General features: G+C 73.4%; 14 protein-coding genes. 2 read left to right on the forward strand and 12 right to left on the reverse strand.

Going from position 1 to position 13,205, the window contains the following annotated elements; genetic code table 11:
* Positions 1 to 21 precede the first annotated feature (21 nt).
* Entirely contained in the window at positions 22 to 468 is a 447-nt protein-coding gene (locus I003_RS0104330; RefSeq protein ID WP_027770384.1) for a DUF6278 family protein, read from the reverse strand.
* A gap of 177 nt (positions 469 to 645) precedes the next feature.
* Here I003_RS0104330 and I003_RS0104335 point away from each other — a divergent pair, with 177 nt between their 5' ends.
* Positions 646 to 2,457: an SGNH/GDSL hydrolase family protein gene (locus I003_RS0104335; protein WP_027770385.1), complete on the forward strand. Its 1,812-nt coding sequence runs from the start codon at positions 646 to 648 to the stop codon at positions 2,455 to 2,457.
* Between the two features lie 11 nt (positions 2,458 to 2,468).
* On the opposite strand, the gene I003_RS0104340 is transcribed toward I003_RS0104335, so the two are convergent.
* From I003_RS0104340 to I003_RS0104375, 8 genes are all read right to left on the reverse strand, one after another.
* Positions 2,469 to 3,281 carry an exodeoxyribonuclease III gene (locus I003_RS0104340; RefSeq protein ID WP_027770386.1) on the reverse strand — a complete coding sequence of 271 codons (813 nt, stop codon included), beginning with the start codon at positions 3,279 to 3,281 and terminating at the stop codon, positions 2,469 to 2,471.
* A gap of 70 nt (positions 3,282 to 3,351) precedes the next feature.
* A complete protein-coding gene (locus I003_RS0104345; protein ID WP_027770387.1) occupies positions 3,352 to 3,996 on the reverse strand; it encodes an MBL fold metallo-hydrolase in 645 nt (214 codons plus the stop codon).
* A 21-nt stretch (positions 3,997 to 4,017) separates the two neighbouring features.
* A complete protein-coding gene (locus I003_RS0104350) occupies positions 4,018 to 4,560 on the reverse strand; it encodes a hypothetical protein (protein ID WP_027770388.1) in 543 nt (180 codons plus the stop codon).
* Positions 4,561 to 4,625: 65 nt separating this feature from the next.
* Positions 4,626 to 5,747 carry an ROK family glucokinase gene (locus tag I003_RS0104355; protein ID WP_027770389.1) on the reverse strand — a complete coding sequence of 374 codons (1,122 nt, stop codon included), beginning with the start codon at positions 5,745 to 5,747 and terminating at the stop codon, positions 4,626 to 4,628.
* 258 nt (positions 5,748 to 6,005) lie between these two features.
* Positions 6,006 to 6,857 (reverse strand): ATP-binding cassette domain-containing protein, encoded by an 852-nt coding sequence (locus I003_RS0104360; RefSeq protein WP_027770390.1) that lies wholly within the window; start codon positions 6,855 to 6,857, stop codon positions 6,006 to 6,008.
* Complete coding sequence (locus I003_RS0104365) at positions 6,854 to 7,900, reverse strand: ABC transporter permease (protein ID WP_027770391.1); 1,047 nt, start codon at positions 7,898 to 7,900, stop codon at positions 6,854 to 6,856. Before I003_RS0104365 ends, I003_RS0104360 begins: the two co-directional genes overlap by 4 nt.
* The gene (locus tag I003_RS0104370; protein WP_027770392.1) at positions 7,897 to 8,895 is read right to left on the reverse strand and encodes a sugar ABC transporter substrate-binding protein; all 999 of its coding nucleotides are present in this window, start codon (positions 8,893 to 8,895) and stop codon (positions 7,897 to 7,899) included. Before I003_RS0104370 ends, I003_RS0104365 begins: the two co-directional genes overlap by 4 nt.
* 165 nt (positions 8,896 to 9,060) lie before the next feature.
* Positions 9,061 to 9,825 carry a GntR family transcriptional regulator gene (locus tag I003_RS0104375; protein ID WP_027770393.1) on the reverse strand — a complete coding sequence of 255 codons (765 nt, stop codon included), beginning with the start codon at positions 9,823 to 9,825 and terminating at the stop codon, positions 9,061 to 9,063.
* Between the two features lie 98 nt (positions 9,826 to 9,923).
* On the opposite strand from I003_RS0104375, the gene I003_RS0104380 reads away from it, so the two are divergent.
* On the forward strand, positions 9,924 to 10,931 hold the full coding sequence (locus I003_RS0104380; RefSeq protein WP_027770394.1) for a Gfo/Idh/MocA family protein: 1,008 nt from the start codon (positions 9,924 to 9,926) through the stop codon (positions 10,929 to 10,931).
* Here I003_RS0104380 and I003_RS31440 read toward each other — a convergent pair.
* The 3 genes from I003_RS31440 to I003_RS0104395 all read right to left on the reverse strand — a co-directional run bounded on the left by I003_RS31440 (position 10,878) and on the right by I003_RS0104395 (position 13,117).
* A complete protein-coding gene (locus tag I003_RS31440; protein ID WP_027770395.1) occupies positions 10,878 to 11,411 on the reverse strand; it encodes a hypothetical protein in 534 nt (177 codons plus the stop codon). The genes I003_RS0104380 and I003_RS31440 overlap by 54 nt on opposite strands.
* Positions 11,412 to 11,440: 29 nt before the next feature.
* Positions 11,441 to 12,061, reverse strand: coding sequence for a 2-dehydro-3-deoxy-phosphogluconate aldolase (locus tag I003_RS0104390; protein ID WP_027770396.1), 621 nt, complete (start codon positions 12,059 to 12,061; stop codon positions 11,441 to 11,443).
* A gap of 84 nt (positions 12,062 to 12,145) precedes the next feature.
* Positions 12,146 to 13,117 (reverse strand): sugar kinase, encoded by a 972-nt coding sequence (locus I003_RS0104395; RefSeq protein ID WP_027770397.1) that lies wholly within the window; start codon positions 13,115 to 13,117, stop codon positions 12,146 to 12,148.
* Positions 13,118 to 13,205 lie beyond the last annotated feature (88 nt).

The raw sequence follows: 13,205 nt of genomic DNA on the forward strand, positions 1-13,205 counted from the left end.
GGGCCGCACCGCGTGCAGGCGTCAGCCCTCCGCGACCTCGGCGTACATCTGGGACAGCTCCGGCGCCCCGTTCGCCGCCCACTCGGCGCCGATGTCCAGCACGTCCATCTCCCGCCCCGACGACAGCCGCACCACCGGCGCGCCGTCGACCGGGTCGATCACCCACTGCGCGTCCACGATCGTCCGCACGATCACGGTGCCCAGATACAGCCCCGCGTCGCTGCCCAGCCAGGGGGTGACCTCCGGGTCGTCCCGCCAGCGCGGCAGCAGTTGGTCCAGCTCCTCCAGCGACCGCGGGGTGTCGTCCAGCTCGACGCCCGCCGATTCCGCCTGGACACGCAGCAGTTCGCACTCGCTGAGCAGTTCGGTGACGCCCTCCTGGTCCACCGGCGTGTCCACGTGCGACGTCCGCTGCTCACGTTCCGAGCCATGTCGCCTGCGCCAGTTGTCGAGGAAGGAGATGTTCATGCCCCCACCCTCGCATCCTGGCAGGCCGCAGCACCACAGGCGCGCGGATCCGATTCGCTCACCAGGCGTTTCCCGGAAGGCGGTCTTGACCGTTCACTCCTGCCTCCTGAGCGTCATGGCGCCCCCCTGAGATGACTGGTCATGTCGAGACGCCGAACCGGGACCCGGAGGGCCACCTTGCGGATTCGCCTCGTCACCACCGCCACCCTGCTCGCACTCGCCGCCACCGCCGTGCCGGTGGCGGCGCACGCCGCCGAACGGCCCGGCAGGCCACAGTCGTTGGCCGAGCTCTTCGACAACACCGCCGTCAGCGACGACGCCGATCCCGCCGCCGCGGACTTCGACGGCGCCGGCGGCTCGTTCTCCGCCGGGGACCTGGCCGCCGCCGGCTGGACGCCCGGACGCACGCTGGACATCGACGCGGCCGGGCTGCGGCTGCCGCGCTACGGCCGCGGCGCAGCCGACAACGTCGTCGCCGACGGCCAGTCCGTCGCGCTGCACGGCAGGGGCAACGCGGTCTCCCTGCTCGTCGCCGGCTCCTCCCCCGGCGCCCCCGGCGCCGGGGTCTCGGGCACCGGCACCGTGCACTACGCGGACGGCAGCTCCAGCGCGTACAGCCTGACCGCGCCGGACTGGCGCTCCGGGCCGCTCACCACCAAGGCGCTGGCGCTGCCGCGGTTCAACACCCCCGACGGGCCGCGGGCCGAGGCCACCCGGCTGTACGCGGTGACCGTGCCCGTCACCCGCGGCAAACCGATCACCGCGCTCACCCTGCCGGAGGACCCGGGCCCCGAGTCGGATCTGCACGTCTTCGCGGCCTCCGTACGGCCGGAAACCACCGGCTGGACCGGAAGCTGGGCCGCCAGCACCTCCGGCTACACCGCCGTGGGGCCGTGGACGGACCGGACGCTGCGGCTCGTGGTGCACGCCGGCGCGGGCGGCGACGTCACCCGCGTGCGGCTGGCCAACACCTTCGCCGCGTCGCCGGTGCGGTTCGGGCAGGCGACCGTCGCGGTGCAGGGCGAGGGCGCCGCCACCGCCGGCCGGCCGGTGCCGCTGACGTTCGACGGCAGGAGCGGCACCACGGTCGCCGCCGGTGCCGAAGTGGTCAGCGACCCGGCCCGCTTCACCGTGCCGCCCGGGTCGAACCTGCTGGTCAGCATCCACCTGCCGGAGACCGTCAGCGCCGCGCCGGTGCATGCCCTGGCCATGCAGACCTCGTACATCAGCCCCGACGGCAGCGGCAACCGCGCCGGTGACTCCGGCGCCGACGCCTTCACCGGCACCGTCACCACCTGGCCGTTCCTCACCGGCATCGACGTGCGCGGCGGGCCCGGCTCCGTCGTCGCGCTCGGCGATTCCATCACCGACGGGCACAGCTCCGGCACGGGGACGAACCAGCGCTGGCCCGATGTGCTCTCCGACCGGCTGCGCGCACAGGACGACGTGCCCCGCTACGGCGTGCTCAACCACGGCATCTCCGCGAACCGCATCGTCACCGACCGGTACAAGGGCGACGGCGTGAGCACCGACGTCGGCGGCGTCAGCGCCCAGCACCGGCTGGAGCGCGACGTGCTGGCGCAGACCTCGGCCCGCACCGTCGTGGTCTTCGAGGGCATCAACGACGTCCGCGCGGGCACCAGCGCCGACGAGGTGATCGCCGGCCTGCGCGGCATCTCCGAACGCGCGCAGGCCCGGGGGCTGCGCGTGGTGGCCGCGACGATCGCGCCGTGCGAGGGCTACGGGGACTGCACCCCCGAAGTCGACGCGCGGCGCACTGCGGTCAACGACTTCATCCGCGCGGGCGTGGGCGGAGCGGACCCCGAGTTCGACGCGATGCTCGACTTCGACGCCGTGCTGCGCGATCCCGGGCGCCCGCAGCGTCTGCTGCCCGCGTACGACAGCGGCGACCACCTTCACCCCGGGCCGGCGGGCCTGAAGGCGGCGGCGGACTCGATCGACCTGGGGCTGCTCGTGCCGCGCCCGTGACGGGCCGCTCCTCAGGCCGTGCCCGTCACCGCTTGGAGGTCGAGGTCGACGACGACGGGGGCGTGGTCGGACGGGTTCTTGTCCTTGCCCGGCCGCCGCGCCTCCCGGTCGGCGTAGGCGTCGGTGACGGCCGCGGTGAACGGCACGTTGCCGTAGACGTGGTCGATGCGCATCCCCTTGTTCTTCTGGAAGCCGAGCTGGCGGTAGTCCCAGAAGGTGAAGGGAATGTCGTACTTCAGCGCGCGCGGGTAGACCTCGCTGAGCCCGGCGGACTTCTGCAGCTCGACGAGCGCCGTGCGCTCGGCCTCGCTGACGTGCGTGTGCCCGTCGAAGAGGGAGATGTCCCAGACGTCCTCGTCCTTGGGCGCGACGTTGTAGTCCCCGAGGAGGGCGAAGGGACGCTCGCCCGGGGCCTCTTCCGCGGCCATCGCGCGCAGCGCCTCCAGCCAGCGCAGCTTGTACGCGTAGTGGGGGTGCCCAAGGTCGCGGCCGTTGGGCACGTACAGCGACCAGACGCGCACCGGGCCGCACGTCGCGCCCAGCGCCCGGGGCTCGGTCACGCCCTCGTACTGCGGCTGGTCCGGCAGGTCCTCCGTGACGTCGGCCAGGCCCGCCCGGGAGACGACCGCCACCCCGTTCCACCGGCCGTCGGCGCGGATCGCCGACTCGTACCCCAGGCCGGCGAGCGCGGCACCCGGGAACGCCTCCTCCGTGCACTTCAGCTCCTGGAAACACACCACGTCGGGCGCGGTCTCCTCAAGCCACTGCAGAATGCGGGGCAGCCGGGGATTGATCCCGTTGACGTTCCACGTAGCGATGCGCACAGCCATGCCGACAACCTACCCCGCACCTCTGACACCGGGCCCCGGGGATCCAAGGGGCGGCCCGGGGCGCCTACACCGTGAGGCTCGCGCCCGGTTCGAGCCGGACGTGCTCCGCACCGCCGACGCCCGGTCCGTTCGGGCCCAGCATGCGCTCGTAGACCTGCGGGGCGAGGTCCGAGAGCAGCGCGTCGTGGACGTCGACCGCACGCCGCGGGGTGACCGCGCGGACATAGTCGATGATCTCCGCGACCTTGTTCCACGGCGCCATCACCGGCAGCAGCAGCGTGTCGACGGCGCGCTCCGGCACGGTCAGCGCGTCGCCCGGGTGGAAGACGGCGCCGTCCACCACGTAGCCGACGTTGGTGATCCGCGGGATGTCGGGGTGGATCACGGCGTGCAGTTGACCGTGCACCTCGACCTCGAAGCCGGCGGCGGTGATCACGTCGCCCTCGCCGACGGTGTGCACCCGGCCGGGGAACGCCGGGGCGACCTGCTCCGCCACGCTGCGCAGCGTCCAGAGCTGCGCCGCGGGGTTGGCGTCGAGCGCGGCGCGCAGCCGTCCCCCGTCGAAGTGGTCGGCGTGCTCGTGCGTGACGAGCAGGGCGTCGGCGCCGGCCGCGGCGTCCGCCTCGCTGAACCCGCCGGGGTCGATGACGAGCACCGCCCCGTCCTTGGCCAGCCGGACGCAGGAGTGGCCCTTCTTCGTCAGTTCCATGATGCCGGTGACAACTCCTCGTCAGTACTCCGTCGTGGACACGGTACGCACCACGAGGTTCTCGGGGTCCGCGGTGTTGACGACGATCGACACATCCGGTCGCGCGCCGGGCTGCCTGAGCTTCAGCCCCGACCAGTCCCCCTCGGTGAAGTCCCAGCCGACCTCGTCCGCCTGCGCGGGGGTGATGGGGTTGAGCCCGTCCCGCAGCCGGGGCAGGGGGCGGACGTCCGTGCGCGAGAACGTCGTCTCCAGGTACTCGTCCACCGACTCCTGCGGGGCGGTGAAGTCGACGTACAGGGCGCTGTCGTGCAGCGCGTTCTGCTCGAAGTAGCGGATGTACTCGGCGCCGCCGGGGACGGGCACCTGGTAGATGCGGCGCAGCAGGCGCGGCGGCCAGCCGGGCTGCATGTCGGTGAAGGCGGCGCGCTCGGCCTTGTCGCGGCCGCTGTCGCGGCTCTGCTGGGTGGAGATCCAGCCGTAGACCAGCGGGATGCCGACGAGCAGGGCGATGGCCAGGTACGCCTTCCAGGAGCGGACGACGCGGCGCGGGGGGCGGTGGGGCATGTGCCCATTGTGTGCCGGATCGGGGTCGGTCCGGCGCACGGGACGCTCGCCGGAGTCCTGCAGGGTCACTTGCCGACCACCTGCGCGAATCTCTCGTAGCGCTCGACGCGCCGGCGGTTGGTGCGGCGGAACCTGCGGGCCACCAGCCGGGCCAGGTCCGCGGCACCGACCAGCCCGGCGTCATTGCCGAGACGGGCGCGTACGATCCGGGCCTCCGGCCGGTAGCCGCGGCCGGTCAGGCTGCGGCCGAAGGCGTCCTGGGCGGGCTTGATGAGCAGGTCGTCGGCGGCGCTGACGCCGCCGCCGACGACGAAGCAGGAGGGATCGAGGGCGGCGGCGAGGTTGGCGATGCCGACGCCGAGCCACTGGCCGATGTCCTGGAGCAGCTCTATGCACATCGCGTCGCCCTCACGGGCCAGCTCGGTGATGAGCGGGCCGGTGATGTCGCCGACGTTGCCCTTGACGCGGTCGATGATCCCGTACGCGACCGGGGACTCGGCCGCGGCCAGCTCGCGCGCCTCGCGGACCAGCGCGTTGCCGGAGCTGTACTGCTCCCAGCAGCCGCGATTGCCGCACGGGCAGCGATGCCCGCCGGGCACCACCTGCATGTGGCCGAACTCGCCGGCCACCCCGTACTTGCCGCGCTTGACCTGGCCGTCCTCCAGGATGGCGCCGCCGATGCCGGTGCCCAGGGTGATCATGACCAGATAGTCCTCGCCGCGGCCCGCGCCGAAGCGCCACTCCGCCCAGGCGGCGGCGTTGGCGTCGTTGTCGACCATGACGGGGACCCGCAGCCGCTCGGAGAGCGCGTCACGCAGCGGCTCGTTGCGCCAGGACAGGTGCGGGGCGAAGAGCACCCGGCTGCGGTCGGCGTCGATCCAGCCGGCGGCACCGATGCCGACGGCGTGCACGTCGTGGCGCTCGGAGAGGTCGAGGACCAGCTCGACGATCACGTCCTCGACGACCTGGGGGCTCTTGGACTTGTCGGGTGTCTCGGTGGTCGCGCGCTCCAGGATGTGCCCGTCGGCGTCGACGACGCCGGCGGCGACCTTGGTGCCGCCGATATCGATGCCCACGGTAGGCACCCGGGGCGCGGTCAGGTGCGAGCGCCGCTCGCGGTGGCTCACGCTGCGCAGCACCGTGGCGCGGGCGGCGCCGCGGTGCGGTGTCCTCTCCGCGGCCGTCACGGGCGCTCCCCTCGCCCGGGCCGGAGACGCGGCTCGGTGGGTGCGGGTGATCGCAAGGGGTGGCCCCTTCCCCTGTCGGAGTCGCTGACGTGTGCCGATTCTGCCTCACCCGCCCACCGCCCCGCACGGCGGAGTGGACAGCGGGTGGCGGCGGGACCGCGCGCCGCCGCCGTACGCTACGGCGGCGGCCGCGGCGCACGGCATCGCGCCCGGTCAGGCCCCTTTCCTGGCGCTGCCGCGCGGAGTCGCCCGCCGCCCCTAGGTTCTCCCCCGCTGCAGCTCGTGGCTGAGCTGCTCCAGCTCGCTGCCGCCGGCCATCTGCCGGGTCAGCTCGTCCAGGGTGATGTCGGCCCGGGCGTGGCTGCCGGCCATGGCGCCGCGCTTGAGCAGGATGAACCGGTCGCCCACGAGGTAGGCGTGGTGCGGGTTGTGGGTGATCAGCACGACTCCGAGGCCCTGGTCGCGGGCGGCGGCGACGTACTTCAGCACCACACCCGACTGCTTGACGCCGAGCGCCGCGGTCGGCTCGTCGAGGACCAGCACCCTGGCGCCGAAGTAGATCGCCCGTGCGATCGCGACCGACTGCCGCTCGCCGCCGGACAGGGTGCCGATGGGCTGGTCGACGTCCCGCAGGTCGATGCCCATGCGCAGCAGCTCGGCGTGGGTGGTGGCGCGCATCTTCTGCACGTCGAGACGGCGCAGCGGGCCGCGGCCCAGCGTCGGCTCGGAGCCGAGGAAGAAATTGCGCCACACGGGCATCAGCGGCACCACGGCGAGATCCTGGTAGACGGTGGCGATGCCCCGGTCCAGCGCCTCGCGCGGGTTCGCCAGCCGGGAGTCCCGGCCCTCGATGCGGAAGCTGCCGGTGTCGTGCTGGTGCAGCCCGGAGATGATCTTGATGAGGGTGGACTTGCCCGCGCCGTTGTCGCCGAGTACGCAGGTGATCTCGCCGGGGTGCACCTGGAGGGAGACGGCTTCGAGCGCACGGATGTTGCCGTAGTACTTGCTGACGTCGGCCAGCTCCACCAGCGGCCGGCCCTCGGCGGGCCCCCCGGCGCCACCGTCGCCGGCCGTGTCGTCCGTGGCCGTGCCGTCCGTGGCCTTCGTCATCTGGCCGCCTCCGCGCGCTTGCGTACCCAGGAGTTGAGGATCGTGGCCAGCAGCAGCATCGCGCCGAGGAAGAACCAGAACCAGTCCGAGTCCCACTGCGCGTAGACGATGCCCTGCTTGGCCATGCCGAAGATCAGCGCGCCGATCGCGGCGCCGATCGCCGAGCCGTAGCCGCCGGTGAGCAGGCAGCCGCCGATCACGGCGGCGGCGATGTAGTGCAGCTCCAGGCCGCGGCCCTCCGCGGACTGCACCACGCCGGAGAACGAGAACAGCAGGTGCTGCCCGGAGATCCAGGCCGCCACCGCGACACCGAGGTAGAGGCCGATCTTGGTGCGGAGCACGGGGACGCCGACCGCGCGGGCCGCCTCCTTGCCGCCGCCGACCGCGAAGATCCAGTTGCCCCAGCGGGTGCGCAGCAGGATCCAGGTGGCCACCGCGACCAGCCCGATCCACCACAGGATCGTCACCCGCAGCTTGAACGAGCCGAGGTCGACGGACGAGGCGAAGAGCACGCGCGCCGACTCGAAGCCCTGCATGTCCTCGATGGCCTTCGTGGAGACCGTGCCCTGGATCCGCTTGGTGAGGCCGATGTTGGCGCCCCACAGCATCAGATACGTGCCCAGCGTGATGATGAAGCTGGGCAGGCCGGTACGGATCAGCATGAATCCGTTGAAGAACCCGATGGCGAGGGTGACCAGCAGGGAGACGAAGACGCCCGCCCAGACGTTGGCGGTCATCTCGTACGCGAACATCGTCGACGTCAGCGCCGCCGTGGTGACCAGCACGCCCGCCGACAGGTCGAACTCGCCGCCGATCATCAGCAGCGCCACGGGCACCGCCATGATGCCGATGGTGGAGGCGGCGTACAGCACCGTGTCGAGGCTGGACAGGAAGCTGTCCGCGATGACGGCGAAGAAGAGGAAGACCGCGACGGCACCGATCACCGAGCCCAGCTCCGGCCGGCCGAGGAGCCGGTGCAGCGGGGAGGCGTCCAGCAGCCGTTCGTCCGGCGCCTTGGTGTCCGCCGGGAGGGTGGTGGTCATCGGGTGCCGCGCTCCGTGAACTTCTTCAGATCGGGGGCGTCCTCCTCGGTGACGATGGCGGGACCGGTCAGCACGGTCTGGCCGCCGCCGATGACGTTGCCGTTGGTCTCGTACAGCCACAGCTCGTCGACCGCCAGGTAGCCCTGCAGATAGGGCTGCTGGTCCACGGCGAAGGTGAGCTGCTTGCTCTCCAGCGCCTCCGCGACGGCCGCGTTCAGGTCGAAGGTCGCGACCTCCGCCTCGCTGCCGGCGGCGTCCTTCGCCTCGACCGCCGAGGCGGCGACGTCCGCGTTGAGCGTGACGACCGAGTCGACGCCGCCGTCCGCCTCCAGCTTCGCCTGGATGCCCGAGAGCACCGCGGGCTTGCTCGCGCCGTCCACGGTCAGGTTCTGCACCGAGCCGGAGAAGGTCTTCTTCACGCCGGCGCAGCGCTGCTCCAGGCCGACGTTGCCCTGCTCGTGGATGACGCAGACGGCCTTCTTGCGGCCGCGCTCGTTCAGCTCCTCGCCGACCGCCTCGCCGGCGACGGACTCCTCCTGGCCGATGTGGCTCAGGGCCCCGTACTCCTTCGAGAACTCCGCGCCGGAGTTGATCGTCACCACCGGGATCCCGGCGTCCACCGCGGCCTGCACCGCGCTCTTCATCGCCTCGGGCTTGGCGAGGGTGACGATGATACCGTCGACCTTCTTGTCGACGAAGGTCTGGACCAGCCGCGCCTGCTCGTCGTCCTTCTCGCTGTTGGCGTAGAGGAACTCGACGTTGTCCTTGGCCGCGGCCTGCTTGGAGCCGCTCTGGACGATGTCCCAGAAGGTGTCGCCGGGCGCGGAGTGGGTCACCATGGCTATCTCCATGCGCGGGGTGTTCACGCCCCCGCCGCCACCGCCGCCGTCGTTCTCCTCGGCGTCCTTGCCGCCGGAGTCACTGCAGCCCGCTGCGGCGACCGCCAGCAGGGTGGTCATCGCCGCCGCCGCGAACACGCGCGTACTACGGGCCATACGGCTGCGCGCCATCTGGATACCCGCCTTTCTTCCCAGGTCGTCCCCGGCCGCCCGCGTGGCGGCTGGAGGTGTTCTAGCCGGGGGCGGGGGCCCAGTCAATGCCTTGCCGGATCATTCTGACCCGCGGCTACCCGCGATTCACCCGGTGGGGTCCCCGCCGCGTCAGCCCCGGTCGAGCAACTGGAACTCGAAGCTGTAGCGCGAGGCCCGGTACAGGTGCGAACCGAACTCCACCCCCCGCCCCGTGTCGTCGTACGTGAACCGCTCCATCGTCAGCACCGCCGCGCCCTCCTCCTCACCCAGCCGCCTGGCCTCCGCCGCCGTCGCGGGCCGGGCGCCGACCCGCTGTCGGGCGCTGTGCAGCGCGATGCCCGCGCCGCGCAGGACCCGGTACAGCCCCGTGGTCTCCAGCTCCTCGGCGCGCAGCCGGACCAGCTCGGCGGGCAGGTGGTTGCAGAGCACGGCGACCGGTTCGCCGTGGGTCAGCCGCAGCCGGTCCACCCGCACGACCTCCGTGCCTTCGGCGACGCCGAGGGCCGCGGCGACGTCCGCGGTGGCCTGCACCTCGGCCACGCCCAGCACCCGGGTGGCCGGGCGCTGTCCCGCGGCCTCCAGGTCGTCGTAGAGGCTGGTCAGGCCGAGCGGGCGGCGCACCTGGCTGTGGACGACCTGGGTGCCGATGCCCCGGCGGCGTACGAGCAGCCCCTTGTCGACCAGCGACTGGATGGCCTGCCGCACGGTGGGCCGCGACAGGCCGAGCCGGGCAGCCAGCTCGATCTCGTTGCCGAGCAGGCTGCCGGGGGTCAGCGCCCCCTGCTCGATGGCCGCCTCCAGTTGCTGCGACAACTGGAAGTAGAGCGGGACCGGGCTGGTGCGGTCCACGCCGAGCCTGAGGGCCGGGACAGGGCCTGTGCCGCGCTTCGTCACGCTCCGGAGCGTAACGGTCGGGCGGCGCCACCGGAAGGCTTCACGTCCGGTTGTCCTGACAATTGACAATCCCGCTGGCCACAGGAGATTTTGACGCCATGCGCATCGGACTACTCGGCACCGGCAGGATCGGCGCCTTCCACGCGGCCGCCCTGCGACGGCACCCGGACGTCAGCTCCCTCGTCGTGACCGACGCCGACCCGCGCCGGGCCGCCGAGGTCGCGGCACGTACGGACGCCGAGGCGGTCGCCACGCCCGCCGACGCGCTGGCCGCGGGAGTGGACGCCGTGGTGATCGCCGCCGCCACCGCCGCGCACGCGGAGCTGCTGGGCGCGGCGGCGCGGGCGGGGCTGCCGGTGTTCTGCGAGAAGCCGGTCGCCGTGGACCTGGCGGGCACCCGGGCCGCGCTGGCGGAGGTGGCGGCTGCCGGGATCGTGCTGCAGATGGGCTTCATGCGCCGCTTCGACGCGGGGTACGCCGCGGCCCGGGAGGCCGTGCGCGGCGGGCGCCTGGGGCGGCTGCACACCGCACGGACCGCCACCTCCGATCCCGCACCGCCGCCGGCCGCGTACCTGCCGCTGTCCGGCGGGCTGTACCGGGACTGCGTCATCCATGACGTCGACGCGCTGCGGTGGGTGACGGGCCGGGAGGTCACCGAGGTGTACGCGGCGGGCTCGGACGCGGGCCCGGCGATGTTCCGCGAGGCCGGCGACGTCGACACCGCGGCGGCGCTGCTCACCCTGGACGACGGCACGCTGGCGACCGCGACGGCGACCCGCGTCAACGGGGCGGGCTACGACGTGCGGATGGAGCTGGCCGGCGAACGCGACCAGATCGCGGTGGGCCTGGACGAGCGGACGCCGCTCACCTCCGTCGAGCCGGGCGTACCGGCGAAGGGCGGCAGGCCGTGGCAGGGCTTCCTGGAGCGCTTCGCACCGGCGTACGAGGCGGAGCTGGCGGCGTTCGTACGGGTGGTCCGCGGCGAACTGGCCAACCCGTGCGACGGGGCGGAGGCGCTGGCGGCGCTGCTTGTGGTGGAGGCGTGCGAGCGCTCACGCCGGGAGCGCCGCCCGGTGCGGGTGGCGGAGATCGCGGAGGCGCCGTAGGACCCCGCCGTCGTCCGCGACCGTCACGGCCAGCGCGGCGTCTTCCCACGGGTCGGCGGCGGGCAACTCGGCGGTCCCGGGCGGCTGCGGCTCCGCCTTCGCCGGATTGCTGCGGACCAGCTCCACGGGCACGCCCACGAACGCCGCCAGGTCGTCGAGACCGCCGTACGCCCAGCGGCTCCGCCAGCCGGGCCACGTCCTGCCCAGCACGGCGAGCAGGGCCGCCCGGTGGACGTGGCCCTCGAGGTGCACGGTGAAGAAGAGCAGCTCGTGTGCATCGAGATCGACCAGGGCCGCACCCTCGCACCACACGTCGTCGAGCCAGGCGTTCCGCTCCACCTCCCGCTGGGCGGTGACGAAGCGGGTCGCGCTGAGGGGGCCGTCGAGCAGGTGGACGTCGAGGCCGCCGGCGCCCCAGTGCGAGGAGAACAGCCGCCAGTCGCCGTCGCGCACCAGCACGTAGTTGGCCCGGTCCCCCATCGCCGGTCCCCTCTCCCGCGGCGCCGCGGTCAGGCCGCCGCGAGGCGGCCCAGAAGCCCGGCCGCGCGCTTGGCGACCTCCTCGCGGTCGCCACCGGACAGCGCCGAGCCCATCCCGACGCCCACCGCGCCCGCGGCGATCCAGTCGGGCGCCTCGGCGATCGGGATCCCGCCCGTGGGCAGGATGGCGGCCTGCGGCAGCGCGGCCCGTACGTCCTTGATCCACCCCGGCGTGTGCGCCGAGGCCGGGAAGAGCTTCATGACGTCCACGCCCAGTTCCAGCGCGCGCACCACCTCGGTGGGCGTGGCGACGCCGGCGAAGACCGGGATGCCGTAGCGGTGCGCGGTCGCGACCACGCCGGCGTCGAGGTTGGGCGCGACCAGGTAACGGGCGCCGGCGTCGACGGCCAGCCGCGCCGACGCGGCGTCCAGCACGGTGCCGGCGCCGATGACCGCCTCCGCCCCGACCTCGCGGCGCAGGGAGCTGACCAGCTCCAGCGCGTAGGGCGTGGTCAGCGAGATCTCCAGGCTGCTGATCCCGGCCGACAGCAGCGAGTCGGCGGTGGCGGCGGCACCGTCGTAGGTGTCACTGCGGACGATGGCGACGACCCGCTGTTCCAGCGCGGCCCGGGTGATCTCCCAGCGGTACACGGTGCTTCCTCCGGCGTTCTCTCTGGGCGGTGCACGGTTCGGCGGTCCGGCGGTGCCGTCACGGCCGTACGGCTCCCGCCGCGCTCAGCGGTGGACCGAGTCGCCGCCGGCGGTGAAGGCGGCGAGCGCGCGGTCGCGTGCGGCGGCGGTCGGCAGCCCGTCGGTGTCGGTCACCGTCTGGATGACGAGCGCGGCGACGCAGGCGCCCTCGGCCAGCGCACGGTCCAGCGGCAGGTCCCGTAGCCGGGCGGACAGGAACCCGGTGGCGAAGGCGTCCCCGGCGCCGACGGGGTCGGCGAGCAGCACGTCGTACGGCGGCTGGTCGACGCGGTCGCCGGCGGCGGTGAGCGCGGTGGCGGTGTGGTCGGCGCGCTTGATCACGACGGTCTCGGTACGGCCGCGCAGCAGCCGGGCGGCGGCGGCGTCGGCGGGCTCGCCGGTCAGCGTCTCCAGCTCGTCGTCGCCGGCGAGCAACAGGTCGGCCTCGGCGAGCAGGGGGCCGACGACCCCGGCCCAGCGCTCGGGACCGGCGAGCTTGCGGCGGACGTTGGGGTCGAAGGAGACCAGGGCGCCGGCCGCGTGGGCGAGTTCGATCAGCTTGGCCGTCGCCTCGGCGGCGGACGGCGACAGGATCGGCGTGATGCCGGAGATGTGCAGCACCCGCACCCCCTCGACCACCTCGGGGCTGATGTGCTCGGGAGCCAGCCGGGAGGCGGCGGAGCCGGCCCGGTAGTACTGCACGTCGATGGCGCGCTGGGGGTGGCTGTCGCGGAGCAGCATGCCGGTGGGCGCGTCGGGGTCGACATCCGCGTACGACACGTCCACCCCGTCCGCGCGGAGCTGGGCGAGGACGGCCTCCCCCGCGGGGTCCGCGCCGACGCGCCCGAACCAGCGCGCCCGGTGGCCGAGCCGGGAGAGCCCGGCGGCGACGTTCGACTCGGCACCGCCGATGGCCCGGCGGAAGTTCACGGCACGCGCCAGCGGCATCCCGGGCTCGGCCAGCATCAGCAGCATGGCCTCGCCGCAGGTCAGCACCTCCGGTGCGGGTTCCGCCATCGGTTCCTCCACGGTCGTGGGGCACGTTCGTGCTCCGAACGTTATCCCGATCGGCGCCCGCGCCGGTATGACGGGGTGCACGGCGCGG

It is taken from the genome of Streptomyces sp. CNQ329 (assembly GCF_000482585.1).

Coding starts and splice junctions, on each gene's coding strand:
- I003_RS0104395 (WP_027770397.1), bottom strand. CDS start 13,117: ATGGCGGAACCCGCACCGGAGGTGCTGACCTGCGGCGAGGCCATGCTG.
- I003_RS0104345 (WP_027770387.1), bottom strand. CDS start 3,996: ATGGAACTGACGAAGAAGGGCCACTCCTGCGTCCGGCTGGCCAAGGAC.
- I003_RS0104330 (WP_027770384.1), bottom strand. CDS start 468: ATGAACATCTCCTTCCTCGACAACTGGCGCAGGCGACATGGCTCGGAA.
- I003_RS0104380 (WP_027770394.1), top strand. CDS start 9,924: ATGCGCATCGGACTACTCGGCACCGGCAGGATCGGCGCCTTCCACGCG.
- I003_RS0104360 (WP_027770390.1), bottom strand. CDS start 6,857: ATGACGAAGGCCACGGACGGCACGGCCACGGACGACACGGCCGGCGAC.
- I003_RS31440 (WP_027770395.1), bottom strand. CDS start 11,411: ATGGGGGACCGGGCCAACTACGTGCTGGTGCGCGACGGCGACTGGCGG.
- I003_RS0104365 (WP_027770391.1), bottom strand. CDS start 7,900: ATGACCACCACCCTCCCGGCGGACACCAAGGCGCCGGACGAACGGCTG.
- I003_RS0104350 (WP_027770388.1), bottom strand. CDS start 4,560: ATGCCCCACCGCCCCCCGCGCCGCGTCGTCCGCTCCTGGAAGGCGTAC.
- I003_RS0104370 (WP_027770392.1), bottom strand. CDS start 8,895: ATGGCCCGTAGTACGCGCGTGTTCGCGGCGGCGGCGATGACCACCCTG.